Source organism: Pedococcus sp. P2_F6, assembly GCF_056403675.1.
In genome coordinates, this window is sequence record NZ_JBFUEZ010000003.1 from 543,992 (window position 1) to 570,675 (window position 26,684).

Sequence of the window (26,684 nt, forward strand, 5' to 3'; positions counted from 1 at the left end):
GCCAAGTATCGCTGGTCGGTGTCGATTGTCGGTGTGCTGGGTTAGGTTGATCCGCATGATCGCCTTCGACGGTGTCACGAAGAAGTTTCCCGACGGCACTGTCGCCGTCGACCACCTCAGTTTCGAGGCACCCAGCGGCAAGATCACCGTGCTGGTCGGCCCCTCTGGGTGTGGCAAGACGACGTCCCTGCGCATGATCAACCGGATGATCCAGCCCACGTCGGGCACGATCACGCTGGACGGCAAGGACACCGGGCGGATGAAGGAGTCCGAGCTGCGACGCGGCATCGGCTACGTCATCCAGCACGCCGGCTTGTTCCCGCACCGCACCGTGCTCGACAACGTCTCGACCGTGCCGCGCCTGCTCGGCATGGACAAGACCGAGACCAGGAAGCGCTCCATGGAGCTCCTCGAGCGCGTCGGCCTCGACCCGGCGTTCGCCAAGCGCTACCCCGCGCAGCTGTCCGGCGGCCAGCAGCAGCGCGTCGGCGTCGCGCGGGCCCTCGCGGCCGACCCGCCCGTCATGCTCATGGACGAGCCGTTCAGCGCCGTCGACCCGGTGGTGCGCGAGCAGCTCCAGGACGAGTTCCTGCGGCTCCAGGGCGACCTCGGCAAGACGATCATCTTCGTCACCCACGACATCGACGAGGCCATCAAGCTCGGCGACCAGGTGGCCGTGCTGAAGGTCGGGGGACACCTCGCCCAGATCGCCGCCCCGGCATACCTCCTCTCCCACCCGGTCGACGACTTCGTGGCGGACTTCGTGGGACGCGACCGCGGCTACCGCGCGCTGTCCTTCCAGGCGACCCCGCGGCTGCCGCTGGCAGCGGAGCGCACCGTCGGCATGGGCGAGCGCGTCGACACCATTGACGCCGACTGGGTGCTCGTGGTCGACGACCAGAACCACCCGCTCGGCTGGGTCGAGCCGGGGCGCGTCAAGGGCGAGGTCCGCACGGAGCTGCTGCACCGCGGTGGCACCGTCGCGCGAGCGAGCGGACCGCTGCGCTCGGCCCTCGACTCCGCGCTGTCCAGCCCGAGCCGTCGCGGCGTGATCGTCGATGACTCCGGCGCCCTGGTCGGCACGGTCCGGGCCCACGAGGTGCTGACCGCCATCGAGCAGACCGACCGGCCGGAGCTGCAAGACCCCGGCAAGCCGGGGGCGCCGGCGGCATGACCTGGTTCTTCGACCACCTCGACGAGGTGCTGAGCCGCGGGGTGCAGCACGCCTACCTCTCCGGCGTGCCCCTGCTCCTCGGGCTCCTCATCGCCCTGCCACTGGGGTGGTTGGCCAGGCGCTACAAGGTCCTCTACGCGCCCTTCACCGCCGGATTCGGGCTGCTCTACACGATCCCGAGCCTGGCCTTCTTCGTCCTGCTGCCGGCCATCACCGGCCTGCCGATCCTCGACTCGGGCAACGTGCTCATCGCGATGACCCTCTACACCGTCGCCCTGCTCGTGCGCACCGTCGCCGACGGTCTCGGCGCCGTGCCCGACCACGTCCAACAGGCCGCGACGGCGATGGGCTACACCCGCGTCAAGAGGTTCTTCGCGATCGAGCTGCCGCTCGCGGTGCCGGTCATCTCGGCGGGCATGCGCGTGGCCGCGGTGAGCAACGTCAGCATCGTCAGCGTGGGGACGGTCCTCGGCATCAACCAGCTCGGCCTGTTCTTCAGCGACGGGTTCAACCGTGACTTCTACGACCCGCTGTTCGTCGGCATCGCCGCCTGCATCGTGCTCGCCCTGGCCTTCGACGCCATCATCATCGTGCTGACCAAGGTGCTCACGCCCTGGCTGCGGGCGACGGGGGGCCGGGCATGATCGCGTCGAGCGTCATCAACCAGACCTTCTCGTGGCTCACCGACTCGATCAACTGGTCCGGGTCCGAGGGCATCCCGGCGCGGATCGTCGAGCACCTCTGGTACTCCGGCGTGGCGCTGTTGGTCGCGGCCCTCATCGCGATCCCGCTCGGACTGGTCATCGGCCACACCGGGCGCGGCCGGTTCTTCGTCGTCAACCTCGCCGGTGCTGCCCGGGCGATCCCCAGTCTGGGTCTGCTCTACCTCATGGTGCTGTGGCTCTTCCCCAAGCTCGCCGGCGACTCTGCCTTCCTCGTCCCCAGCCTGATCGTGCTCGTCGTCCTGGCGATCCCGCCGCTGATGGCGGGCGCCTATGCCGGTGTCGAGGGCGTCGACCCTGCCGCCCGCGATGCGGCCAAGGGCATGGGCATGACGGGCAGCCAGGTGCTGGCGAGGGTCGAGGTGCCCAACGCGCTGCCCTTGATCTTCTCGGGCTTCCGCTCGGCCACCCTCCAGGTGATCGCCACCGCCACCCTCGCGGCCGTGGCCGGCACCGGGGGCCTCGGCCGGTTCCTGATCGACGGGCAGAAGGTCAGGGACTTCCCGCAGATGGCCGGCGGCGCACTGCTAGTGGCCGTCCTCGCCCTGGTCGTCGACCTCCTGCTCGCGGTGGTGCAGCGGTATGCCGTGTCGCCCGGGCTCACGGGCCGGGCCGGCGGGCGGCCGGGCCGACGGTCTACAGGAGGGTCGACGGTGTCCAGCCAGCGATCAAATACCCCCCTCGATGTAGAGATTCAGGCGCCGCGGCGTACGGTGGATTCCCAGTCCAGTTGACCAACGGTAGGAGCGGTTTCGTGAAGTTCAGCAAGATGACCCTGACGATCGCCACGGCGGCCGCTCTGATGGCCACCGCCGCGTGCGGCAACTCCGGTGGCGACCCGCTCGCCACCAAGACGAGCAGCGGGAGCTCCAGCGCAGCCTCGGGCACCATCAAGGTCGGCTCGGCCGACTTCCCCGAGAGTGCCCTGTTGGCCGAGATCTACGCCGGGGCCCTCGAGGCCAAGGGCGTCAAGGTCGAGAAGAAGCTCAACATCGGTGCCCGCGAGGCCTACATCCCGGCTCTCCAGGACGGGTCGATCGACCTCATCCCCGAGTACACCGGTGTGCTGAGCCAGTACTTCAACAAGAACGCGAAGGCCACGGACAGCGAGGGCGTCTACACCGAGCTCAAGGCCGCGCTGCCGGCCACCCTCACGGTGCTCGACAAGTCGGCCGCCGAGGACAAGGACGCCTTGGTGATGAAGAAGTCCAAGGCCGACGAGCTCGGGGTCAAGTCGATCGCGGACCTCGCAGGCAAGTCCGACAAGCTCACGGTGGGTGGCCCGCCCGAGTGGAAGACCCGCTTGACGGGTCTGCCCGGCTTCAAGTCGATCTACGGCCTGGAGTTCAAGACCTTCCGTCCGCTCGACGCGGGTGGCCCGTTGACGCTGGCCGCCCTGAAGAACGGCCAGATCGACGCGGGTGACCTGTTCACCACCGACCCGAGCATCGCGGCAAACGACCTCGTAGCGCTCGAGGACCCCAAGAGCATGTATGCCGCCCAGAACGTCGTGCCGCTCATCACCAAGAGCAAGAGCAACGCGACCATCGAGGGAGCCCTCAACGCCGTGTCGGCCAAGCTCGACACGCCCACCCTGGCCGCCCTCCTCAAGGAGGTCGTGGTCGACAAGAAGGACGCCGACACGGTGGCCAAGGAGTTCCTGACGAAGAACAGCCTGAGCTGATCACTCGTCAGCCGTAGGACCCCGGACAGGATGAAGGCCGGGTGTGGTTTCCCCCCGGAAGCCACACCCGGCCTTTCGGCGTGACCCCCCGGTCCGCCAATCCCAGATCCGCCGCTTCGGGAGGTGCCCCTCCGCGCCTCCCGTAACGTCGGATCCAGTGATCTCCGTTGTCCACGAGAGTGCCCGGGGAGGGTCGAGGTCGGCATCAGTGAAACCACCGATATTGGCCAGCAGGTTTTCGATAGCCTGTCCGGATGCTGACTCCGTGCGTGGGTCGCGACGAGGATCTCGATCGCCTCCGGCTTCTGCTCGGCGGCAGTCGGTGGGTGACGCTGACGGGCGCGCCCGGGTGTGGGAAGACCCTCGTGGCCCGGCACACTGCGAGCAGCGCTCCGGCCGTGGCCTGGGTCCCCGCCCACCGACACTCGACGACGGAGTCGCTCGTCACCGCGTGTCTCGATGCCCTCGATGCCGAGGTGGCTCCCGGTGACTCGCCGACGTTGGCGCTCAAGCGAGCCCTGGACGGTCGCGACACGTTGTTGGTGCTCGACGGCGTGGACGCGATCGAGGGGCTCGGCGAGGTGCTCAACGACCTCGTCGAGGACGCCGAGGACTGGAAGCTCCTGTGCACCGCGACGACCGTGGCGGGGCGGCCCCATGAGCAGGTGATGAAGCTGACACCGCTGCCCGTGCCCTCCGCTCGGGGGGCCTTGGAGGGTCCGGCGCTCGAGCTGTTGCTGGCCCGAGTGGCCGCCGCTGGGGGGCACTCCGTCGACCTCGACAAGCACGACGCCATCCTGCGGCGGTTGTTGCGGGCCAGTGGAGGTCTGCCCTCGCTGGTGGAGCAGCTGGCCGTCCAGATCGCGCTCATCGGGGTCAGCGACGTCCCGCCGGTCGGGACCCTCGCCGAGGCCGTGAGACGGTCCTACGACCTGCTCGACGTCGAGCAGCAGCAGTGCTTCCGGCGACTCGCCATCATCGGCCGCCCGCTCGGGCTCGATGTCCTCGCGGACGTGTGTGGCGTCAGTCGGCCCCAGGCCGTCCAGCTCGCGTCGGCCCTGGCTCGGCGCAGCCTCGTCGAGGTGAACCCCGACGGGAGCTTCGACCTCCTGCCACCGATGCGGGAGGTGGGTCGCGCCCTCGCCGAGGCCACGGACGATGCCCAGGAGTCGCTGACCGGCCTGCTCGCCTGGGCCGACCGGGTCATCCCGCAGGCCGTCAACGAGGGGTCCGCCGATGCGCCGTTCCTCAACCAGCTGGCCCTCGTGGACACCGCCGTTCGACAGGCCTGTGCCGTCGAAGCCACCCGGCCGCGCGGCTACGCCATCGCCAACCGGGCCTTTCCGTCCCTCTCGGCCGCCATGCGGGCCCGTGAAGCCCTGGACATGATGGACGCCGCACTCTCCAGCGGCGACGGGCCGCCGATCATCGGCTCGCAGCTGGCCCGCCGAGCCGGCATCTGCGCGTCAGAGGTGCGCGGCACCTACGAAGGGCTCCGCCTGCTGCACCGCTCCGAGGAGCACGCGAGTGCCCTGGACGGACCGATGCGCGACGTCGAACTGGCCCGCACCGCGGCCATCCGCGCCGAGATGCACCTCGACGCCGGCGACCTTGCGGCGGCGCGCGCCGATGCCGAGCGAACCCTCGCCCTGGGCGGCGACGACCCCTACGTCATCCGTCAGGTGCGACGCACCCTCATGGACGTCTTCGTCTCGGCAGGCGACTTCGCGGAGGCCGAGAAGCTGGCGACCGTCATCGTGGACTCGCCTCCCCCCGACGAGGTGTGGATCGCGCTGTCCGCGCGCACGATGCAGGCAAAGATCGCCTGGGAGCAGGGGCGCCTGGTCGAGGCGGCCTCGTTGGCCCTGTTCGCCCGCACCCAGGCCGAGGAGATCCGCGAGGACCGCATCGCGCTGCTCGCCGACACCATGCACCGCATGGTCTCGGGTGAGCCGGGCCTGCCGGTGGACGCCGAGACGCTGCCCTGGGCTGTCCGGCTGGTCGTCCAGCTCCAGGACGCCCGCGAACTGTTGGCGGCCGGCGACGTCAGCCGGGCCGCGGGAAAGGCCGCCGACATCGTCGTGCTCGCGGACAGCAGCAAGCTGGGACGCGACGCGATCGAGGCGAGGCTGCTCGTGGCCGACGCCCTGATGTCCCTCGGCGAACCCGGGCAGGCGCAGGCCTCCTACCTGTCGGTGCTGCGGCGAGCTACCGAGGTCCCGATGCCGTTGCGGGCTGCGGACGCGCTCGACGGCCTGGCGGCGATCGCCGCGGAGACGGGCACGGCGGCATTCCGGCCGGTTGCGGGGGCCGCGGCAGCGCTGCGCGTCAGTCGCCGCGCCGTGGGCCGCGACCGCCCGGGCGTCGTGTATGCCGCCGGGGCGATTCGCGACTGTCCCACCGGCTGGCTCGAGCGCGGTCAGTTCACCGCACAGGGTGTCGCCGCGGTGACGGCCCTGTGCGCCGGTCAGGTCGCGCCCGAGGCGTCGAACTCGCCGCTGCACGTGTTGACCAAGGCCGAACGCGGCGTCGCCGAGCTCGTGGCCGAGGGGCTCACCAGCAGGCAGATCGCCGAGCAGCTGTTCGTGTCACCACGCACGGTCGATGCCCACCTGTCGCACATCTTCCGCAAGCTCGAGATCGCCTCGCGCGCCAAGCTCGCGGCCCTGATGGTCGAGATCGCCTGAGCATCCACCTCCGGTCGCGGCTCCGAATGCCTGCCGTGCCGGACCTCACCTATCGCCTCGTCATCGGGCTCTGCCGCGGGTTGTTCCGCGCGCTCGACCTGCGGATCACGGTGTCCGGGACCGATCGCCTCCCGGCCAAGGGGCCGGTCGTCGTCGCCGCGAACCACAGCAGCTTCCTCGACTTCATGTTCGTCGGACTGGCCGGGGCGCGACGGGGCAGGCTCGTGCGGTTCATGGCCAAGGAGTCGGTGTTCCGGTCGCGGCTGTCCGGTCCGCTGATGCGCGCGATGCGGCACCTGCCGGTCGACCGTGCGCACGGGGAGCTCGCGGCCCGACAGGCGCTCGGTGCCTTGCGGGCCGGTGAGGTCGTGGGGGTCTATCCCGAAGCGACGATCGGGCGGGCGTTCGTCGTCAAGGACCGAGCCGACTTCCGGCGGGGCGCGGCCTACCTCGCCCTGGCGACCGGAGCACCGCTGGTCCCGGTGGCGCACTGGGGGGTCCACCGCATCTTCACCGTCGACGGCCGCTACTCACTGCGTCGCGGCAAGGCCGTGGACGTGCTGGTCGGCGAGCCGCTCGTGCCGCTGGTGGGGGAGACGGCTGAGGCCCTCACCCAGCGGTTGCACCAACGGCTGGCCGCCATGGTGGACGAGCTCGTGGCGCGCTACCCCCAGCCGCCGAGCGATCTGGCCGGCGCCTGGTGGTGGCCCGCCTCACGAGGTGGCGGGGCGCCGACCGTCGATGTCGCGCGGGAGCTCGACGAAGCCGCTGTGCGCAGGGCCGACACACCCCGCTGACGCGCGTATGCCGCGGGGCTGGCCCCGCGGCACACGTCACCTCAGGCGACCGGCTGCGGCTCGGGGTCCGGTGTGGGCTCGGGCTCGATGGCTTCGGGCGCGGCCGCCTGGGGGTCGTCGCGGCGCTTGACCGCGGCGAGCAGCATCTGGGCCACGTCGACGACCTCGACGTCCTCGCCCTTGCCCTCGGACTGGGCGGCGGCGAGGCCGTCGGACATCATGACGCGGCAGAAGGGGCACCCGATGGCGATGCGTTCGGCGCCGGTGCCGATGGCTTCCTCGGTGCGGTTGGTGTTGATCCGCGTGCCGAGCTTCTCCTCCATCCACATGCGGGCACCGCCGGCGCCGCAGCAGAAGGACTTCTCCTTGGTGCGCTCCATCTCCCTGAGCTCGACTCCGGGCAGGGCGCCGATCAGCTCACGTGGCGGGGCGTAGACGCCGTTGTGCCGGCCGAGGTAGCACGGGTCGTGGTAGGTCACGGTGGCAGCGGTGGAGGCGACGTCCTTGTTCGACGACTTGCCCGGCACGTCGGCGGGGCGGGCGACGGGGACGAGCTTCTTCTCGCGGACCAGCCGGTTGAGCAGCTGGGTGTGGTGGACGACCTCGTACTTGCCGCCGAGCTGCGGGTACTCGTTCTTGATGGTGTTGAAGCAGTGCGCGCAGGTGACGACGATCTTGGTCGCGCCGGCCTCGTTGAGGGTCTCGACGTTCTGCTGGGCGAGCATCTGGAAGAGGAACTCGTTGCCGGCCCGTCGGGCGGAGTCCCCGGTGCAGGACTCGCCGTCCCCGAGGATCGCGAAGGTGACCCCGGCCTGGTCGAGCAGCTCGGCCACCGCGCGGGTCGTCTTCTTGGCACGGTCCTCGTAGGCGCCGGCGCAGCCGACCCAGAACAGGTAGTCCACGTCGTCGGCGGACTCGACGTCCTGGCCGAGGATCTTGACCGGGAAGGGCAGGTCCTTGGCCCAGTCGAGGCGCGCCCTGGCGGCCATACCCCACGGGTTGCCCTTGTTCTCGAGGTTCTTGAACAGCCCGCCGAGCTCGTTCGGGAACGCCGACTCGATCAGCACCTGGTAGCGGCGCATGTCCACGATCGCATCGACGTGCTCGATGTCGACCGGGCACTGCTCGACGCAGGCTCCACACGTGGTGCAGGACCACAGCACGTCCTGGTCGATCACCGCATCGGGACCGTGCGGGTTGTAGGCCGCGAGGGGGTTCCGGATGTCGTAGCCGGTGTCGCCCACCAGCGGCACCTCAGCAAGCTTCGCCGCATCCTCGCCCAGGCCCTCGCGCTCGGACTCGCCGGCCAGCAGCCACGGGGCCTTGGCGTGCGCGTGGTCCCGCATCGCCATCACGAGCATCTTGGGAGACAGCGGCTTGTCGGTGTTCCAGGCCGGGCACTGGGACTGGCAGCGGCCGCACTCGGTGCAGGTGGTGAAGTCGAGCAGGCCCTTCCAGGTGAAGTCCTCGACCTTGCCGACCCCGAGCGCGGCGTCCTCGTCCATGTCCTCGATGTTCTCGAAGTCCACCGGCTCGCCCTTGACCATCATCGGCTGGAGCTCACCCAGGGAGGTGCGGCCGTCGGCGTGCCGCTTGAGGAAAATGTTGAAGAACGCGAGGAACCGGTGCCACGCCACACCCATCGTCGGCTGGAGGGAGATGGTGATCATCCACGCGAACGAGATGAGGATCTTCACCGCCGCCACCACGACGACGACCTTCTCCAGCGTGCTCACCGAGGCGCCGTCGAAGAGTCCGCCCAGCCAGCCCGTCAGCGGGTAGTGCAGTCCGTTCGCGTGACCCACCGCGGTCGTGCCGGTCGTCCCGCCGAGCTTCTCCAGCGCGTACTCCAGCGCTCGCAGGGTGATGATGCAGATCGTCACGCCGAGGATGGTCAGCTCGACGTAGTACGCCTGCCACCAGGTCGACCCGAAGAAGCGCGAGCGACGCCCGCCCTCACCGGCGGCCGACCGCGGGTGGTTCTTCTGCCGGATCACCATCAGCGTGACGATGCCGACCAGCCCGGTCCACGCGAAGAACTCGGTGATCCACTCGTAGAGGAAGAAGTGCCCGATCAGCGGGAGCGTGAAGTCAGCCTTGACCAGCTGCCCGAACGCGTTGAGCAGGGTGAAGAACAGCACCCCGAAGCTGATCATCGTGAACCAGTGCGCCACCGCCACCACCGGCAGCCGCGACATCCGGGTGTGCCCCAGGAACTCGCGCAGCAGCGTCACCGTCCTCGCGCCCTTGTCACCCGTGCGGGAGCCGTCCGGCTGACCCAGGCGGAAGACGGACAAGAACTGACGGATGACCCGTGCGAACAGGGCGATGCCCACGAGGGCAACCACTCCACAGACGACGAGCGCGACGATCTCGAGCGCAGACATGGCGTCACTCTACTGGCCGGTAAGCGACTGCTTACCGGATTGTGAGCGGGCTCAAAGGCGAGTCGTATGCCGTGCGCGTCGTTCGCGACGCCCGCAGGGTGAGAGCGCGTTGCCAGATTGCATAACGATCTGTTGGAATACGCATAACGTCTGGTTCGCTGAACAGGACGAACGTCCACGTCCGCGCGCACGGCAGGCACGCGGCATACGAACGCAAGGAAGCGCGCATGCCCATCTATGACGACGTCACCCAGCTCATCGGCAACACGCCCCTGGTGCGGATCAACAGGTTGATCGACAGTGAGGCCACCGTCGCCGCGAAGCTGGAGTTCTACAACCCGGCCTCGTCGGTCAAGGACCGCATCGGCGTCTCGATCATCGACGCGGCCGAGGCGGCCGGTGAGCTCAAGCCGGGCGGCACCATCGTCGAGGCCACGTCGGGCAACACGGGGATCGCGCTGGCCATGGTGGGTGCGGCGCGCGGCTACAACGTCGTGCTCACGATGCCCGAGACGATGAGCAAGGAGCGCCGGGCGCTGCTGCGCGCCTATGGTGCCGAGCTCGTCCTCACGGAAGGTGCGCTGGGCATGAAGGGCGCCGTGGCGAAGTCCGAGGAGATCGCGGCCGAGCGCGGCGGAATCCTCGCTCGCCAGTTCGCCAACGAGGCCAACCCCGAGATCCACCGCAAGACCACGGCCGAGGAGATCTGGAAGGACACCGACGGCCAGGTCGACATCGTCGTGGCGGGCATCGGCACGGGCGGCACCATCACCGGGGTCGGACAGGTCCTCAAGGCTCGCAAGCCGGGAGTGCAGATCGTCGCCGTGGAGCCTGCTGAGTCGCCGATCCTCAACGGCGGCGAGCCCGGTCCCCACAAGATCCAGGGGATCGGCGCCAACTTCGTGCCCGAGATCCTCGACCGCACGGTCTACGACGAGGTCATCGACATCAACGCCGAGACGGCGGTCGAGTGGGCCAAGCGCGCCGCAAAGGAGGAGGGCCTGCTCGTCGGGATCTCCTCGGGCGCGGCTCTCGCGGCAGCCGACCAGGTCGCCAGGCGCCCCGAGAACGCGGGCAAGACGATCGTCGTCATCATCCCGTCGTTCGGTGAGCGCTACCTCTCGACGATCCTCTTCTCCGACCTGCTCGACTGACCGACCCGACCCAAGGTGGCGCTTCTTCCGTGACCCTCGCCCTGTATGCCCGGCGCGCGCGCAGCCGCATCGTCGACGACCTCGACGCCGCGATCGCCCGTGACCCCGCCGCGACGTCGCGCGTCGACGTCGCGCTGAACTCGCCTGGGCTGCATGCCATCTGGTCCTACCGGTTCGCCCACCGCCTGTGGTTGCGCGGCGGCTGGGCGAAGCCGGTGGCCCGTGTCGTCATGACGGTGGTGCGCTCGGTGACGGGCGTCGAGATCCACCCGGGTGCGGTGATCGGCCACCGGTTCTTCATCGACCACGGGATGGGCGTCGTGATCGGCGAGACGGCCGAGGTGGGAGACGACGTGATGCTCTATCACGGCGTCACGCTGGGCGGTCGTTCGTTGCAGCGCGTCAAGCGGCATCCCACCGTCGGGTCGCGGGTCACGATCGGGGCCGGAGCCCGCATCCTGGGTCCGGTCTACATCGGTGACGACGTGCAGGTCGGCGCGAACTCCGTTGTGGTCAAGGACGTTCCGGCTGGGGCGATTGCCACGGGGATCCCCGCGGTCATCCGGTTCCCGCAGGGTCACGAAGATCCCTATGAGGCGATGTTCAAGGATCCGGCCCTCTGGATCTGAGCGGGTTCCGGCCGCCAGTCGGTGCCGTAGAGGCAGAACGCGCCAGCGCCCGGGTGCTCGGTGAGCGTCGCGGCCAGGGCTTCGGAGGCGGAGTCGCCGTCGGCCAGGTGGCGGTGGTAGCTGCCCATGGCGTCGGCAGCCGCAACGTCTGACACCGGTGCGACGGGCGCGACGACACTGCGGACGCCCAGCGCCATCAGCGCGGCCGTGAGCCCCAGGGGCTCGTCCCCGGGGCGTGGGTCGAGCCGTCCCACATCACACGCCGAGAGCACGACGTGGTGTGCGGTCGCCCGTCGCGGGAGCTCGTGCGCGAAGACGGGGCCGTCGGCCATGTGCAACGAGGAGAACCACGGGCTCTGACGCTCGTGGGTGCCGTGCGCCGCCACGTGCACCAGGCCAGCGCCGGACAAGGCGTCACGGACGGTTTGCGCCGTCGCTCCCTCGTGACGGGTCACCAGGGCACCGACCCTCTCCCAGGCCGTGGTCACCGCGGCCGCCTCGGCGGCGGCGCGGTCGAGCCTCGGCCCCGTCAGCGTCGTGACCCGGAGCCGCTCCGCCGGGACCGCGTCCGCCGCGAGGAGCGGGGTGGACCAGCGGGTCACCGACGGGGCGATCGTGACCGGACGGCCCGCGAGGCTGGGCAGCATGCCCCAGGGCACCGCCATCAGGGTCCGCCCCGGCACCACGACGACAGGCCCCTCGGCCAGCTCGAAGTCGCCGAAGAGCTGCTGGTCGAGCGCGGCCAGGGAGCCCGCCACCGCTCGGCCGACGGCCGCCTCCAGCGCTGGGTTGGTGGCGGCGAACGCGTGCGCGTGCAGGTCCCGCGTGAGTCGGTCCGCCAGGGCGGCGACCTCGGCGGCCGGTCCCACGTGGTGCAGCCGGGTCCCCCTGGGAGTCACGACCAGGACGTACTCCTGCCCGTCCTGCGCGACCCAGACCAGGGCCTGTTCGCCACGGGACCCGAGCAGGTCGCGAGTGACGGCATGTCCGACCGGGGCCACCGCAGCGGCCACCCCGCCGGCCTCGGCCCGTGACCAGTCCAGGCGGCTGACCTCCCACTCCAGCTCGGCGGCGCGGGCCCGCTGGCGGGCGCCCTCCTCGCCGGGGGCGGCTCCCTCACGACGGGCCTGGCGCAGCTCGGCGACCAGCTCGGCGGAGCGCCCGTCCTCTGGTGTGGTCAGCAGGGGCAGGCGGTGGGACACCGCGCGCCAGCGCTCCACCGCGTCGAAGACCCGCACGGGCGATCCGCTCACGAGGGCGTCGTTGACGTCGAAGTCCGCGATCCGGTGACCGTGCAGGGCCAGGGCCGACCGGATCTCGACGCTCTGGCTCGGTGCCTGGCGCCCGGTCAGCCGGTGCATGGCCGAGCGGACCACTCTCCGGGAAGTGGCTGTGTCGCCTTGTGCCGCAGCCACTTTCGCGATGAGCAGGCGATCGTGCATGTCGGCGGCGAAGCCCTGGCGCACACGCCCCCTCAGCCGCTGCACGGCATACCCGGCCTGGTCGACGTGTCCTCGCAGCAGCAGCGCCTCGACGTGCACCCGCGCCGCGAGGCGTTCGTCGGGCATGACCGGCCGGTCGACGCCAGACCAGGGCGCGAGGGTGCGGTCGAGACCGCGGGGCACGACCCCCTCCGTCACGGCGACCCAGGCGCGCAGCAGCGCGGCGCTCCGCTGGCGCTCGATCGCTCCCCTGGCGCGAAAGGCGACCACGGCGGCGTCGAGGTGCTCGCGCGCGGTCGCGAGCTCGTCGCGCAGCAGTGCGGTCGTCGCGAGGTCGAGCCGAAGGTCGGCCTCCTCGAGGCGGTGGCCGTCGCGCCTGGCCTGGTCGAGCGCGCGGGTCAGCGTCTCTCGCGCCTGGTCGAGCAGCCCGACCTCGAGCAGGACCAGCGCCAGGTCGTGCTGAGCCCTCACCCGGCCGACCTGCACGTCCATCTCGTCGGCCTCGCGCATCAGGCGGATGGCCTCCGGGAGCCGGCCCGCGTAGTACTCGAGGCAGCCGAGGTTGTGGCGGACCTTGAACTCCTGCTCCACCAGGCCGTGCTCCACGCTGACCTCGAGCGCGGTCATCAGATCGGCACGAGCGGGCGCGAGCTCGAGCAGGGAGAGGTGGGCCAGGCCACTGTTGATCCGGGCCGCGACCTCTTCACCGGGGGCGAGGAGCCCCTCCGTGTCGCCGAGCCTGCCGAGGGCGCTGAGGGCCGACCGCCAGTCCTGGCAGGAGACGTGGACGACGGCCTCCTGGATCCAGCTCAGGGCGCGCAGGCGGGCGGAGTCGCTCTGCTCACGGGACTCCGCCAGCATCGCCAGGGCCTGGTCCAGTCCGTGCAGCGCCAGGGTCGGCCAGGCCAGGGTGATGAGCAGCCGCGCTCGCGTCGACACCCGCTCCTCGCCGTCCAGGCGGTCCGCCAGCACGAGGGCGCGGCGCAGACTGCGCTCGGCGTCGCGGAACCGGCCGATCTCGTTGAGGTTCCGTGCTCGGGCCAAGAGCTCGGCGACCTGGTGGTCAGCAACCTCGATGTCGTACCTCAGATCTCGATGGCGGGAGTGATGACCGGACGACTCCCAGGATCGTCCAGCCGGCGCATGACGAGGTGGACGAGTCCGCGCTCGACGGAGGCGAACGTGAACCGGCCGGCGTCGTCGGTCGTGGTCTCCTGGGTGCGCGACCGCTCGCGCAGCTCGACGTGCGTGGGTCCCGTGGTGACCCACCCGCTCAGCCGCGCGCTCCCGCCGTCCACCATCTCGATGGTGATCATCGCGCTGAGCTGGTCGCTGGAGAACGTGATGGTGCCGGCCCGGTCGTACTGGGTGGAGCGCACCCCGGCGAGCTCGGCGGTCGTCGTCGTGATCTCGGCGACCTCGGCCTCGAGGGCGGCCACGGACATCGCGAACTTGGCCCGCTCGGCCAGACCGCTGGGCACCGGGTCACTCGCCTGCAGGATGGTCCGGAGCGTCGCGAGGGCCCTGAGGTCCTGGTCGTCGATCTCACCGAGCGCGTCGGCCTCCCAGCCCTCGCCCATGGCCCCGCCGCTCACGCTGTCGCCGCTCATGACGTCGCCCATCCCGGGTCGCCGAGCAGCGCCCCTCGGAGCTTGGCCAGGCACCGACCGCGGGTGGGTCCGATGCTGCCGACGGGCATGCCGAGCGCGTCGGCGACCTGCGCGTAGTCAGGTCGGTCGGCGAGGGCGATGACCCGCAGCAGCTGCTGGCACCGCTCCGGCAGGTCCTTGAAGTGGCGCCAGAGCAGGCCCTGCTCCTGGCTGCGGACGACGACTTCGGCCGGCTCGTCCCTGGTCGTGGCTACCTCAGGCATCGCATCCCCCATGTCCTCTCGGACGTCCTCGCGCCGGGCCCGCTTGGACACGGCCCAGGCCTCGCGCCGGGTGGTGGTGAGCAACCACTTCAGCACGCCCTGGGGGTCGGTGATCCCCGACGCGTGCTGGACCAGCGACAACCACGTGTTCTGCACGACGTCCTCGGCCTGCGGGCCGCTGAGCCCCTGCGCCCGGGCGGTGTGCCAGAGCAGCGTGGTGGTGCTGTCCACCAGCTGCGACATCGCCTCCGGGCGCCCGTCCCGGTAGTCGGCGAACGCGCGCGCCGCCAGCTCGGCCAGGCTCCGGGTGCCGCCCTCGGCGTGCATCACCGTTCGCCTCCCTCGAGCGCGCCGAGGGCCTTGGTGAGCCCCTCGACCCGAGCCCTCGATGAGTCGAACCCTGCCCAGCCCTCGCGGACGAGCCAGGCAGCGAGGTCGCCGGCATACGCAGGCGCTGCGAACGACGTGCCGCTCCAGAGGGCGAACCCGCTCGAGTAGTCGTCGGGGTCGCACGACCCGCGCAGCGGGCGCCCTGCCGCGGGGTCAGCCGCGGCAGGCTGGACGAGGGCCGGTTGCAGGCTGCCGTTGAACGTGGTCGGCATGGTGCTCACGACCGCGGTCCCGCGCCGGTAGGCGCGGACCCAGTGGCCGGTGTTGGAGTAGACCGACACCGTGCAACCGTCCGGGTTGAACGCGCCGACACTCGTCAGGGGCACGTCGAAACCGCCCGCGACCGCAAAGGCCGCGGGGTAGAACTCGTGGTTCGTGCCGCCGTTCCCGGCCGCGGCCACCACCGCGACGCCGGTGCTCGACAGCGCCCTGAGGATGCCGCAGAACGCCGGCTCGTCGTCGAACGCCCCAGGTGTCTCGTGGTAATACCCCAGCGACAGCGACAGGACGTCGATCGCCGGTCCCTTGTCGACGTCGGAGTGGGCGAGCAGCTGGCGGACGAAGAGGAGCCCGAGGGTCTCGACGAGGAAGGCCTCGTCGGTGACGCCGTCGCCGTGCATGACGGGAATGACCATCAGCATGGCCTCGGGGCAGCGTTGCCGCACGACCCCGGCGATGAACGTGCCGTGCCCGGCCAACGGGTCGAGCAGGCCGTTGACCCGGTCGAGGGTGCAGCCGGAACCCTCGGGGTCGTCTTCGGTGCTGAAGCGCTCACCGATGGGGATCCCGTCGACGGTCACGTCCCGGATGACGCCGTAGCCGAACCAGGGGTGCTGCCCGAGTCCCGTGTCGAGCAGCGCGACGACCGGTCCCTCCGGGGCGCCCGTGTCATCGCACTCCGCCCCGTTCTCCGAGCCGTTTGCGGTGTAGCCCCCTGGCGCCGGCGCCGGACCACCCCAGACCACGGGGCACCGCGGCGAGGGCCCGCCGCCAGGCATCTGTACGTCCCCCTCGCCGACCCCGGAGCCGTACCCGACCCCTGACCCGTAACCGACGCCCGAGCCGTACCCCACCCCGGAGCCGTAGCCGACACCCGAGCCGTAGCCGACGCCGGACCCGTACCCCACGCCGGAGCCGTAGCCCGACGCCGTCACGATGTGGCTGAGGCTCACCGACTTCGCCGACTCCGGGTCTTCGGCACGCAGCGTCTGCAGGATCAGCCAGGCGTCCGGGGCCACGACGGGACGGTCCGGCAACGGCGTGAACACCACCGTCGTGGAGATGGCCGCGTCGACCTGGTCCTCCAGCTCGTTCTGCCGCAGCAACGCCTCGAACCGCTCGTCCCGCTGGGCGTCGGCCGAGTAGCCGAGCCGCTCCGCGATCCCCTTCAGCGCGCTGATCGGACCCCGCGCCGACTGGGTGGCGAGGCCGCGAACGAGCAGGCGGTTACCGGCATACAAGGTGGGTGCGAGGGCGTCGTCGCCGTCGAGCCGCACCGCCTTGGCGGGGTCGAGCACCCGCACGTCCAGGCGCCGCGCCGCCGAGCGAGGGATCGCGACCCAGGGTGTGGGTCCCGGCCCAGGGGGCGGCGGGGGGGCTGATGCGGCCATCGGATCTCCTGAGGGTCGTGCCGACCACGCGTGCGTTGTTCAGCGTAGTGAGGGAATGCGTCATCTGACAGGAGAACCAGACGGGCCCGTTTGATACCGGGCAGCCACCGAAAACTCTCCGCAAAAAAATTCTTGGCCGGCGATGTATCAGGGCCCGTGGTGCCGACTCTTGTCCAGTGTCAGACCTGGTCGGGGGACCGAGGAGGACACAACGGAGAGGACGCCAATGTCGTGCAGGACCTGTCGCAGGGGGCGACGGGTCCCGGCGACGAAGGACCGCTGGTCACAGGGGTGCCAGCGGCTGGTCGGCAGTTCGTGGGGGCGTGCGGCCGACCCGCCCTTCGGGGCGCGTCGCCGGGTGGGTCAGGTTGTGGAAGGTGCTGGTCAGGGGTTCCCAGCACGCGCCCAGCCGGACCTCCTCGGCGACGCCGTTGAGTCCAGCAACACAGAAGCGGCACGGCATACCGGAACTCCGTATGCCGTGCCGCTTCCTTTGGTGTGCCGGTTGCGGTGCGCCGGCGGTCAGGGCAGCTTGCCCGGCCCCGGTCCGAAGCCGGTGGTGTCGGCGTGCAGCCGCCCATCGGTCCCGCGGTGCAGGGTCTCCGGGAGGTCCTCACCGGTGAGGCGCTCCTTGGCGCTCGCGCCGGCGGTCTTCGCGACGTCACCGATCTTGGCCGCCACGACGGGCGCCTGGTCCTTGACCACCTGCTTGACCGTGTCGACACGGGACTGCACGGGGGCACTGCCCCAGACGCGGTCGGTCTGGGCCTTGATCTGCTGGTAGCGCTTCTGACCGGCCTTGGCCCCGAGCACGTAGCCCGCAGCGAGACCGGCGAGGAAGGTGAGCTTTGCCATGGTTCGCATCCTTTGGTCGGTTCCTTCGACCTTAACCCACGGTCCTACGAACGTGCTGGTCAGCGGCCTGCCCGGTGGACGTCAGCAGGATCATCAGCCGCCCCCAACAACGATTCGAGCAGGTCGCGCGTGTGCGGCTCGTCCAGCACCTCCCCTATCCACGCCACCGAGTCCGCGCGGTGCGGCGAGCGGGGGTTGGGTTGCAGCCAGTCGGTGGCAGCCATCTCGGTGATGTGTCCGAGCTGCGCGATCAGCATCGAGAAGTGGCCGCGTCGGCTCACCCTGGCCGGCCCGCCGGCCTCCCGGTAGGCGTTGACCAGCGCTCGCATCCGACCAGGGTCGGAGCGGGCAAACTCGAAGAGCACGCACCCGAGCTCCTGGCTCGGATCGGCCGGCCCGCTGTTCTCCCAGTCGATGACACACACGTCGCCGTCAGCAGTCGGCAGGACGTTGTCGGCCCAGAGGTCGCGGTGGCAGGTCGCGAACGTCTGCGGTGGTTCGATCCAGGACTCCAGGGCGACGAGCTCGTCACGCAGATCAGACAGTCGGCGAGCGAACGGCGCTCCTGCGTCCTGGAGCTGTTCGACGAGCCGGTGCCAGCGGTCGGCCCCCACCGGCTCGCGGTACCACGGGTCGATCCGGTCCGGGTGCGCGACCGAGAGGGTGGTGTCACCGAGTGAGACCTTGTGCATGGCGGCCACGACCGCGCCGACCCGCTCGGGATCGAGGTGGGTGTCGGGTGCACCCAGGTCGACCCACTCGTACACCCGTGCCTGACCCCCGCGAATGGTGGCGAACACCGTTCCGTCCGTGGTGCGGCGCACCTGCGGAGTCGGCACGCCTTCGGCATGGGCCGCTTCCTGGAACGTCGTCGCCAGACGCACGTCGTCCTCGGTGGACTGGTGGAAGGGCACCTTCACCGCCCAGCTGCCGTCTGCCGTCTCGAGCCGCCACACGACGCCCTGCTTGCCGCGCGCGACGGGGCCGTCGGAGAGTCTCGCTGCGCCACCCAGGGCGAAGCGTTGCGCCAGCGCCCGCGCATCCATCCGGCCATTCGAGCACGCCATCGACGAGGAGGCGACTGCTGGGGGAGGACCGGCCCGAGGGGTCCGCGGAGTGGTCGGGCGATGCCCGGCCGGGGCGGGCGATACCGTGTCCCTGGTCGTGCGGGTATGCCGCGTGGCCGAGGAGGGCTCGCATAGTGGCCTAGTGCGGCGGTCTTGAAAACCGCTATGGGGTTACACCCATCGTGGGTTCGAATCCCACGCCCTCCGCGCGAACGATCCGGGGGCCGTCAAGTCTCGCAGCGCGAGAGCCACGTGCTCCGCTGCCCGCAGGTGCGCCCGGTTCCGTCGACTTGGGTGGCCTGACTAGCCACAAAAGTGCAGGTCAGCCGGTGTATATGGCGTAGGAGCGGTGCGCGCTTGGGGTGATCTGTCCTGCCCCTGTCCGTCGCTAGGTTCGCGACCAACGGCCTTCGCAGTGGTGGCCGGGCACAGGAGGTGCGACATGTTCGCAGGGGCAGCTGGCAAGCACCGGGACCACTCTTCGTTCAGCCGGGCCCGACGGATCCTGCTCGGAATGGCCCTCGTCGCCGGCTTCACCCTCCAGGCCGCGCCCTCGGCATACGCCTCCCCACCGACCGCTCGGACGTCCACCATCACCACCCGCGAGGGGGTGGCGTCGTACGTGTTCCTGCACGCCGTGGACCCCGAGACCGACCCGCTCACCTACGCCGTCGTCAGCCCGCCGAGCCACGGGTCGGTGGACTCGTGCAGCCCGGGCTACTGCCTCTACACCCCGACCCCCGGCTTCGTCGGCGTCGACTCCTTCACCTGGACGGCGAGCGACGCCTCCTCGACCTCGAACGTCGCCACGGCCACCGTCACGGTGACCAAGAACGTCACGCCTTTGGCGCTGAACCGGAACCAGCCCGTGCGACAGAACACCCCGGCGTTCTTCTACCTCGACTGGAGCGACGTCGACTACACCACGTTGACCTTCGAGGTCCTGACCCAACCGACCCACGGCACCCTCAGCGGTTGCGAGAGCTCCTACTGCACCTACACGCCGGACGCCGGGTACGTCGGGTCAGACAGCTTCACGTGGCGGGTCAGTGACGACCTGGCCACCTCGGGCGTCGCCACCCAGACGCTGTCCGTCTTCGACAACGTCGCCCCGGTCGCCACCGACTCCAGCGACTCCGTGCGCGAGTCCAAGCAGGAGCAGGTCCTGGTCGACTACGCGCAGCAGCCGGGCGAGACCCTGACGTTCTCGGTGGTCGACAACCCCCAGCACGGCACCGTCAGCTGCAACACCTACTACGGCGTCTGCTTCTACGAAGGATTCCCCGGCTACACAGGACCCGACAGCTTCACCTGGCAGTCCAACGACGGTCTCCTCGACTCGGGGGTCGCGACCGTGAGCCTCACCGTTCGCCCGAATGCCGCCCCAGCGGCCCTGGACCGCACGGTCGTCGCGCAGGGCGTGACCAACTTCTACCTGAACTCCACGGACCCCGACCTCGACCAGCTCACCCTGGCTGTCGTGAGCACCCCGTCGCACGGAACTCTCGACTGCACCACCACCTTCTTCGACTACTCCTACTGCACCTACACCCCGACCGGCGGCTACTCGGGGCTCGACTCGTTCACCTGGCAGTCGAGCGACGACCTCGCCTCGTCGCGGGTCGCCACGACCACCCTTCGCGTGGGCAACGACGGCACCCCGGTCGCGGACAACTACGCGACGAACACCTACCAGGGCAATGCGCTCGCGCTGGGCTTCCCGTTCACGGACACCGACAGCGGGACCTTCGCGGTCACGATCCTCACCCAGCCGACCCACGGCACGCTGACAGACTGCGCCATCCCCCTGAACGGGTGCACCTACACCCCGGGTGCGGCCTACTCGGGTCCGGACAGCTTCACCTGGCGGGTCAGTGATGGCACGTCGAGCTCCAACCCGGCCACCATCTCGATCGACGTCCTGCCCAACGCCGTACCCGTCGCGAGCGACACCTCTGTCGAGATCCGCGAGCGCACGTCCGCGCCGCTCACGCTGCCCGGCTACGACCCCGAGAGCGCGACCAGCACCTTCGCCGTCCTCACGCCTCCGAGCCATGGCTCCCTGACGTCGTGCGCCACCGGGCAGTGCACCTACACCCCGACGGGGAGCTTCGTCGGGCTGGACTCGTTCACCTGGCGGCTGAGCGCGGGCGGCGGCACCTCGCGCACCGCCACCATGACGATCCACGTGAACCCCAACAACGCCCCGCGGGTCTTCGGCCAGTACGCCGAGATCAACGAGGACACCGCGACGTCGATCGGGCTGAGCTGGACCGACGACTTCTACTACGACACCCCCACCTTCACCGTCGTCAGCCAGCCGTCCCACGGCACCCTGACGGACTGCTCGACCGGGGGTGGCGGCTGCGTCTACACGCCTACGCTGGACTACCGCGGTCCGGACTCTTTCACCTGGAAGGTCAGCGACGGACTGGACGAGTCGGGTGTGGCGACCTACTCGCTGTTCGTCGTGCCGATCTCGACCCCGGTGGCGATCAACACCACCGCAACCGTCCGGCAGGACCGCACCACTGCTGTGCCGCTCAGCTGGTCCTCCCTCAGTGGCAACCCCACCTCCATCACGGTGCTGTCGGCGCCGGCCCACGGGTCCGTCAGCTGCGACGTGAGCTCCTCGTACTGCACCTACTCGCCGACCACCGGCTACACGGGTGCCGACTCCTTCACGTGGCGGCTCAACGACGGCTTCGCCGACTCCAACACCGCGACCGTGTCGATCACCGTGGAGGCCAACCACGCGCCTGTGGCCCAGGACCGCACCGTGACGACGCCCTCCAACACCGCGGTCGTCGTCACCCTTGCGGCGACCGACGCCGACGGCGACGCGATGACGTATGCCGTGCAGTCGGGTCCGAGTCACGGCTCGCTCAGCGGGTGCACGCTGGTCAGCTCGTCCTTCACCCAGTGCACCTACACGCCGGCGGCGGCCTTCGTCGGCGACGACTCGTTCACCTACAAGGCGAGCGACGACCTGGCGACCTCCGCGGCCGCCACCGTGACGATCACCGTGACCGGGCAGCCGCCGCTGGTGAACGCGGGCGCGGACAAGACCGGGACCGAGGGCTCGCCGATCTCCTTGACCGGCACCGCGAGCGACCCGGACGGCCAGGCCCTGACCTACCAGTGGTCCGCCACCCCAGGGCCAGGCGTCGACGCTGGTGCAGGCTGCTCGTTCAGCGCCTCGACGTCCCTGAACAGCTCGGTGACGTGCACCGACAACGGCACCTTCACGGCGACGTTGACGGCCAGCGACGGCGGCTCGAGCACGAGCGACTCGGCCGTGCTGACCATCGCCAACGCCAACCCGAGTGTCTCGATCACGGCGCCGCTGGCCGGCGCCCAGGTCGACTTCGGCGTGGCCGTCCAGGTCACGGCACCCATCACCGACCCGGCCGCCAACGACACCTTCGGCTGCAACATCGCCTGGGGCGACGCCACCACCACGGCGGGCGCCATCGTCGCCGGGGCCTGCACGGGCAGCCACACCTACGCCACGGCCGGCGACAAGACCATCACCGTGTCCGTCAACGACGACGACGCGGGCACGGCCAGCGCCAGTGTGACGATCACCCAGAAGGCCCAGGTCAACCTGCCGCCGACGGCCAACGCGGGGGCGGACCGCACGGGCTCGGAGGGCGCACTGGTCTCCCTCACCGGTTCGGGTACCGACCCCGAGGGCGCGACGCTCAGCTACGCCTGGTCGTATGTCGTGGGCGCAGGGGTCGATGCCGGCACGTCCTGCTCCATCACCTCACCGACCTCGGCCTCGACGACGGTCAGCTGTACCGACGACGGCACCTTCACCTTCACCCTGTCGGTGAGCGACGGCGTGAACCCGGCTGTCACGGACACGGCGACGGTGACCCTGGCCAACGTCAACCCCTCCGTCGCCCTCACCAGCCCGAACGTGGGCGCGTCCTACCAGGTCGGAGCGCCGGTCACGGCCCACGCCACCTTCGGGGACCAGGGGTCCCACGACACGCAGACCTGCTCCATCGACTGGGGTGACGGCACCACGACGCCCGGGACGGTCGTCGGCGGGACCTGCGACGGCACGCACAGCTACACCGCGACGGGCACCCCCACCATCACGGTGACCGTCACCGACGACGACGGCGGCAGTGGCTCTGCCTCGCGCGGCACCACCATCACGCCGCAGCCCAACCTGGCCCCGACGGCGGACGCCGGCGCCGACCGCACCGGCTCCGAGGGCACCTCGCTGACCCTGCTGGGCTCGGGCTCCGACCCGGAAGGGCTGACCCCGACCTACGCCTGGTCCTACCTCGCCGGTGCGGGTGTCGACCCCGGCACGAGCTGCTCCTTCGGCTCGGCGACGTCGGCGTCGTCCTCCTTCAGCTGCACCGACGACGGCAGCTTCACCGTCACGCTGAGCGTGAGCGACGGGGTGAACACCACGACCGACTCGGCGACGGTCTCGCTGGCCAATGCCGATCCCACCGTGGCGATCACGACGCCTGACGTGGGCACCAGTGCCCCCATCGGCACGTCCGTGCCGCTGCACGCGGTGCTCGGCGACGCCGGTTCGCACGACACCCACACCTGCTCGATCGCCTGGGGTGACGCCGTCACCACGACCGGGACCGTGACCGGCGGGGCCTGCGACAGCAGCCACACCTACACGGTGGCAGGGGCGCGCACCATCACGGTCACCGTGACCGACGATGACGGCGGCACCGGCACGGCCACCCGCGACCTCACCGTGACGAACGCCGCTCCCACGGCGGACGCGGGCGCGGACCGCACCGGCTCCGAGGGGGCCCTGGTGTCCCTGACCGGTTCCGGGTCGGACCCCGAGGGCGTGTCCGTGACCTACACCTGGACGTATGCCGCGGGCGCCGGCGTCGATGCCGGCGCACAGTGCGGCTTCAGCGCGCCGTCCGCCGCCACGACCCAGTTCAGCTGCAACGACGACGGCACCTACGTCGTGACCCTCGCCGTCAGTGACGGCGTCAACACGACGACCGACACGGCCTCCGTCGTGCTGGCGAACGGGGACCCGTCGGCCTCGATCACCGCACCTGCCGACGGCGCGGTGTTCACGACCGGCCAGGGCGTGTCCCTCACCGGCGCGGGTGCCGACCCCGGTTCGCACGACGTGCTGACCTGCTCCATCGCCTGGGGTGACGGGACGACCGGTGCCGGCGTGATGAGCGCTGGACAGTGCACCGGGACGCACCCCTACGCGACGTCCGGCGCCAAGACCATCACCCTCACCATCACCGACGACGACGGGGGCTCGGCGCTCGCGACCGTCGGCATCACGATCACCGACCAGCCGAACCAGCCGCCGACCGCCGACGCGGGCGCGGACCGGTCCGGCACCGAGGGCTCAGCCGTCACCCTGACGGGTTCCGGGTCCGACCCCGAGCAGGCGCCCCTCACCTACGCCTGGACCTATGCCGCTGGCGCAGGTGTGGACGCCGGCGCGACGTGCTCCTTCGGCTCCCCGACGGCCGCCAGCACGACGTTCACCTGCACGGACGACGGCAGCTACACCGCAACCCTGGCCGTGAGCGACGGAGCCAACCCGCCCGCGACGGACACCGCCACGGTCGCCATCGGCAACGCCAACCCGACCGTGCACGTCACCGCGCCGGCCGGCGGCGCGGCATACACCGTCGGTGACACCGTCTCGGTCTCGGCGACGACCGGTGACGCGGGCGCGAACGACACCCAGTCCTGCTCCATCGACTGGGGCGACAGCACCTCGACGGCCGGCACGCTCGCCGCCGGGACCTGCACCGGTCAGCACGCCTACGCGGCGGCCGGCCCGCGCACCATCACCGTGACCGTCACCGACGACGACGCCGGCAGCGGCAGCGACTCGGTCGCCGTCACGGTCAGTGCCGTGGTGACCCAGCCTCCGACGGCCGACGCCGGAGCAGACCGGACGGGCACCGAGGGTTCCGCGGTCAGCCTCAGCGGCTCTGGGTCGCAGCCTGACGGCAACCCGCTGACCTACGACTGGTCCTTCGCGGCGGGCGCGGGCGTGGACAGCGGTGCGGACTGCACGTTCGGGTCTGCCGGCTCGGCCGCGACGACCTTCCGCTGCACCGACGACGGGACCTACACCGTCACGCTGAGCGTGGACGACGGCGTGCACAGCCCCGTGACCGACTCCGCGACGGTGACCCTGGCGAACGCCGCGCCCACCACCTCGATCAGCGCCCCCACAGCGGGCTCGGAGTTCGCCATCGGCGCGACGGTCTCGGTCTCGGCCGCGGTGTCCGACGCGGGCGCCAACGACACCCACACGTGCTCCATCGCCTGGGGTGACGGCAGCACCGACACCGGCACGGTGACCGCCGGCACCTGCTCCGCGTCCCACTCCTACAGCGGGTCTGGATCGCCAACCATCACCGTCACGGTGGTCGACGACGACGGCGACACCGGCAGCGACAGCGTGGGCATCGTCGTGGCTGCCGCTCCGGTGAACCAGCCGCCGACGGCCAACGCGGGCGACGACGTCACCTCCACCGAGGGCTCCCCGGCCCACCTGTCCGGATCGGGATCCGACCCCGAAGGTGCGTCGCTGACCTACCTCTGGACGTCCGCCCCGGTCTCCGGGACCGACGCGGGTGCGACCTGCACGTTCAGCGCTGCACACTCGGCGGCGACCGATGTCACCTGCACCGACGACGGCACGTTCGCCCTCACCCTCACCGTCGACGACGGGACCAACCCGCCAGTGTCCGACTCGGCTGCTCTCGTCGTCACCAATGCGGACCCCACGGTCCGGGTGACGAGTCCGGCGACAGGGGCCGAGTTCCCCACTGGTGCAACGGTTTCCGTCGCGGCGACCACGGGCGACGCGGGCAGCAACGACACGCGGGCCTGCATGATCGCATGGGGTGACGGCACGACGTCGCCCGGCAGCCTGGCCGGCGGGGTGTGCACGGGCAGCCACGCCTACGCCACGGACGGCGCACGGACCATCACGGTGACGGCGACCGACGACGACTCGGGCACCGGCTCCGACACGGTCACGATCGTGGTCTCGACGAGCAGCCTCAACCTGCCGCCGAAGGCCAACGCCGGCGCCGACAGGTCCGGCACCGAGGGCTCGAAGCTCACCCTCACGGGCTCGGGCAAGGACCCCGAGGCGGCCCTGCTGTCCTACCGCTGGACGTATGCCGCCGGCCCGAACGTCGACGCAGGCGCCACCTGCGCCCTGGGCACGCCCACTGCGGTGAGGACCACGTTCAGCTGCACCGACGACGGCACCTTCACCGTCACGCTCGCCGTCAGTGACGGGACCAACCCACCGGTCACCGACTCCGCGGTCGTGACGCTGGCGAACGCCACCCCGACCATGCGGATCATCGCGCCGGACTCCGACTCGAGGTTGCGGGTGGGCCAAGCGGTCCAGGTCTCGGCCAGGGTCTCCGACCGCGGCAGCAACGACGTGCTGACCTGCGCGATCGGCTGGGGCGACGGCACCACCACGGCTGGGACCGTCAGCGGTGGCCGGTGCACCGGGAGCCACACCTACTCCACGGCCGCCGAGCGGAACCTGACCGTCATGGCCACTGACGATGACGGAGCCACGGGCAAGGACTCGGTCTGCGTCACCGTGCGGCCGGTCAGGGCCAACCGGGCTCCCGTGGTCGACGCTGGCGTCGACCTGACGGCCGCGGCCGGGACCGTGGTCCGACTTCAGGCCAGGGTCAGTGACGCGGACGGTGACCCCCTGACCTACGCCTGGACCCTGCGGTCGGAAGGCGCGATGGGGTGCACCTTCCGGGCTGCGACGACCGGCCCGACCACCAAGGTCGCGTGTGCGGCGGCGGGAACCGCCTGGGCCACCCTCACCGTGTCCGACGGCGTGAACGCGGCCGTCTCCGACACAGTGCAGCTGACCATCCGACCGGTGGCGTGCCCGGAGGACCAGGGTGGCACGGCTCTCGCGGCGACGGGATCGACCGCCGGAACGTCTGTGGTGGCCGGTCGTCGGTCACGTCGGGTGGCCGTCTGAGGGCGACACGCCCGAAACCGGCGAGGTAGGACCGGGGTCCCCGATGCGAAATGCCTTGAAAAGTTGGAAAATTACCATCGCGACCTCATCATTACGAGTGCATTCATACGCGAATTGAACGATCCTGAGGAGTGGAACCGGCCGTTAGCGTGTGTGGTCGGGGGTATGAGGCGTCCGCCTTCGGGCGGCGGGCCGGAGG

16 protein-coding genes and 1 tRNA gene are annotated in these 26,684 nt (G+C 70.6%); 10 read left to right on the forward strand and 7 right to left on the reverse strand.

Going from position 1 to position 26,684, the window contains the following annotated elements:
- Nucleotides 1–55 precede the first annotated feature (55 nt).
- The 6 genes from AC1DWP_RS10570 (at nucleotide 56) to AC1DWP_RS10595 (ending at nucleotide 7,064) form a co-directional block, all read left to right on the forward strand.
- A complete protein-coding gene (locus AC1DWP_RS10570; protein ID WP_477614417.1) occupies nucleotides 56–1,174 on the forward strand; it encodes an ABC transporter ATP-binding protein in 1,119 nt (372 codons plus the stop codon).
- Nucleotides 1,171–1,818, forward strand: coding sequence for an ABC transporter permease (locus AC1DWP_RS10575; protein ID WP_477614418.1), 648 nt, complete (start codon nucleotides 1,171–1,173; stop codon nucleotides 1,816–1,818). The genes AC1DWP_RS10570 and AC1DWP_RS10575 overlap by 4 nt, the downstream gene beginning before the upstream one ends.
- A complete protein-coding gene (locus AC1DWP_RS10580) occupies nucleotides 1,815–2,630 on the forward strand; it encodes an ABC transporter permease (RefSeq protein ID WP_477614419.1) in 816 nt (271 codons plus the stop codon). The genes AC1DWP_RS10575 and AC1DWP_RS10580 overlap by 4 nt, the downstream gene beginning before the upstream one ends.
- A gap of 20 nt (nucleotides 2,631–2,650) precedes the next feature.
- Entirely contained in the window at nucleotides 2,651–3,580 is a 930-nt protein-coding gene (locus AC1DWP_RS10585; RefSeq protein WP_477614420.1) for an ABC transporter substrate-binding protein, read from the forward strand.
- A gap of 254 nt (nucleotides 3,581–3,834) precedes the next feature.
- The gene (locus AC1DWP_RS10590) at nucleotides 3,835–6,267 is read left to right on the forward strand and encodes a LuxR C-terminal-related transcriptional regulator (RefSeq protein WP_477614421.1); all 2,433 of its coding nucleotides are present in this window, start codon (nucleotides 3,835–3,837) and stop codon (nucleotides 6,265–6,267) included.
- 35 nt (nucleotides 6,268–6,302) lie between these two features.
- Nucleotides 6,303–7,064 carry a lysophospholipid acyltransferase family protein gene (locus AC1DWP_RS10595; RefSeq protein ID WP_477614422.1) on the forward strand — a complete coding sequence of 254 codons (762 nt, stop codon included), beginning with the start codon at nucleotides 6,303–6,305 and terminating at the stop codon, nucleotides 7,062–7,064.
- 41 nt (nucleotides 7,065–7,105) lie between these two features.
- On the opposite strand, the gene AC1DWP_RS10600 is transcribed toward AC1DWP_RS10595, so the two are convergent.
- The gene (locus AC1DWP_RS10600; RefSeq protein WP_477614423.1) at nucleotides 7,106–9,451 is read right to left on the reverse strand and encodes a (Fe-S)-binding protein; all 2,346 of its coding nucleotides are present in this window, start codon (nucleotides 9,449–9,451) and stop codon (nucleotides 7,106–7,108) included.
- A 227-nt stretch (nucleotides 9,452–9,678) separates the two neighbouring features.
- Between AC1DWP_RS10600 and cysK the strand changes: the two genes are divergently transcribed.
- Nucleotides 9,679–10,605, forward strand: coding sequence for a cysteine synthase A (gene cysK, locus AC1DWP_RS10605; RefSeq protein ID WP_477614424.1), 927 nt, complete (start codon nucleotides 9,679–9,681; stop codon nucleotides 10,603–10,605).
- A 29-nt stretch (nucleotides 10,606–10,634) separates the two neighbouring features.
- A complete protein-coding gene (gene cysE, locus AC1DWP_RS10610) occupies nucleotides 10,635–11,234 on the forward strand; it encodes a serine O-acetyltransferase (protein WP_477614425.1) in 600 nt (199 codons plus the stop codon).
- Here cysE and AC1DWP_RS10615 read toward each other — a convergent pair.
- From AC1DWP_RS10615 to AC1DWP_RS10640, 6 genes are all read right to left on the reverse strand, one after another.
- Nucleotides 11,195–13,720: a CHAT domain-containing protein gene (locus AC1DWP_RS10615; protein ID WP_477614426.1), complete on the reverse strand. Its 2,526-nt coding sequence runs from the start codon at nucleotides 13,718–13,720 to the stop codon at nucleotides 11,195–11,197. The genes cysE and AC1DWP_RS10615 overlap by 40 nt on opposite strands.
- A 41-nt stretch (nucleotides 13,721–13,761) precedes the next feature.
- Nucleotides 13,762–14,286, reverse strand: coding sequence for a hypothetical protein (locus tag AC1DWP_RS10620; RefSeq protein WP_477614427.1), 525 nt, complete (start codon nucleotides 14,284–14,286; stop codon nucleotides 13,762–13,764).
- A complete protein-coding gene (locus AC1DWP_RS10625) occupies nucleotides 14,283–14,876 on the reverse strand; it encodes an RNA polymerase sigma factor (protein WP_477614428.1) in 594 nt (197 codons plus the stop codon). The genes AC1DWP_RS10620 and AC1DWP_RS10625 overlap by 4 nt, the downstream gene beginning before the upstream one ends.
- A complete protein-coding gene (locus AC1DWP_RS10630; protein WP_477614429.1) occupies nucleotides 14,876–16,549 on the reverse strand; it encodes a S8 family serine peptidase in 1,674 nt (557 codons plus the stop codon). Before AC1DWP_RS10630 ends, AC1DWP_RS10625 begins: the two co-directional genes overlap by 1 nt.
- A gap of 522 nt (nucleotides 16,550–17,071) precedes the next feature.
- Nucleotides 17,072–17,404: a hypothetical protein gene (locus AC1DWP_RS10635; protein ID WP_477614430.1), complete on the reverse strand. Its 333-nt coding sequence runs from the start codon at nucleotides 17,402–17,404 to the stop codon at nucleotides 17,072–17,074.
- A 59-nt stretch (nucleotides 17,405–17,463) separates the two neighbouring features.
- Nucleotides 17,464–18,450, reverse strand: coding sequence for a phosphotransferase enzyme family protein (locus tag AC1DWP_RS10640; protein ID WP_477614431.1), 987 nt, complete (start codon nucleotides 18,448–18,450; stop codon nucleotides 17,464–17,466).
- Nucleotides 18,451–18,591: 141 nt separating this feature from the next.
- On the opposite strand from AC1DWP_RS10640, the gene AC1DWP_RS10645 reads away from it, so the two are divergent.
- Together AC1DWP_RS10645 and AC1DWP_RS10650 are read left to right on the forward strand one after the other, a co-directional pair.
- Nucleotides 18,592–18,678: transfer RNA gene (locus AC1DWP_RS10645), tRNA-Ser, on the forward strand.
- Nucleotides 18,679–18,913: 235 nt separating this feature from the next.
- Nucleotides 18,914–26,485: an Ig-like domain-containing protein gene (locus AC1DWP_RS10650; RefSeq protein ID WP_477614432.1), complete on the forward strand. Its 7,572-nt coding sequence runs from the start codon at nucleotides 18,914–18,916 to the stop codon at nucleotides 26,483–26,485.
- Nucleotides 26,486–26,684: the final 199 nt, after the last annotated feature.

Excerpts from the sequence above, each read along its gene's own strand:
- AC1DWP_RS10570 (WP_477614417.1), top strand. The coding sequence starts at position 56 with ATGATCGCCTTCGACGGTGTCACGAAGAAGTTTCCCGACGGCACTGTC.
- AC1DWP_RS10575 (WP_477614418.1), top strand. The coding sequence starts at position 1,171 with ATGACCTGGTTCTTCGACCACCTCGACGAGGTGCTGAGCCGCGGGGTG.
- AC1DWP_RS10580 (WP_477614419.1), top strand. The coding sequence starts at position 1,815 with ATGATCGCGTCGAGCGTCATCAACCAGACCTTCTCGTGGCTCACCGAC.
- AC1DWP_RS10590 (WP_477614421.1), top strand. The coding sequence starts at position 3,835 with ATGCTGACTCCGTGCGTGGGTCGCGACGAGGATCTCGATCGCCTCCGG.
- AC1DWP_RS10600 (WP_477614423.1), bottom strand. The coding sequence starts at position 9,451 with ATGTCTGCGCTCGAGATCGTCGCGCTCGTCGTCTGTGGAGTGGTTGCC.
- cysK (WP_477614424.1), top strand. The coding sequence starts at position 9,679 with ATGCCCATCTATGACGACGTCACCCAGCTCATCGGCAACACGCCCCTG.
- AC1DWP_RS10620 (WP_477614427.1), bottom strand. The coding sequence starts at position 14,286 with ATGAGCGGCGACAGCGTGAGCGGCGGGGCCATGGGCGAGGGCTGGGAG.
- AC1DWP_RS10625 (WP_477614428.1), bottom strand. The coding sequence starts at position 14,876 with ATGCACGCCGAGGGCGGCACCCGGAGCCTGGCCGAGCTGGCGGCGCGC.
- AC1DWP_RS10630 (WP_477614429.1), bottom strand. The coding sequence starts at position 16,549 with ATGGCCGCATCAGCCCCCCCGCCGCCCCCTGGGCCGGGACCCACACCC.
- AC1DWP_RS10635 (WP_477614430.1), bottom strand. The coding sequence starts at position 17,404 with ATGGCAAAGCTCACCTTCCTCGCCGGTCTCGCTGCGGGCTACGTGCTC.
- AC1DWP_RS10640 (WP_477614431.1), bottom strand. The coding sequence starts at position 18,450 with ATGGATGCGCGGGCGCTGGCGCAACGCTTCGCCCTGGGTGGCGCAGCG.
- AC1DWP_RS10650 (WP_477614432.1), top strand. The coding sequence starts at position 18,914 with ATGTTCGCAGGGGCAGCTGGCAAGCACCGGGACCACTCTTCGTTCAGC.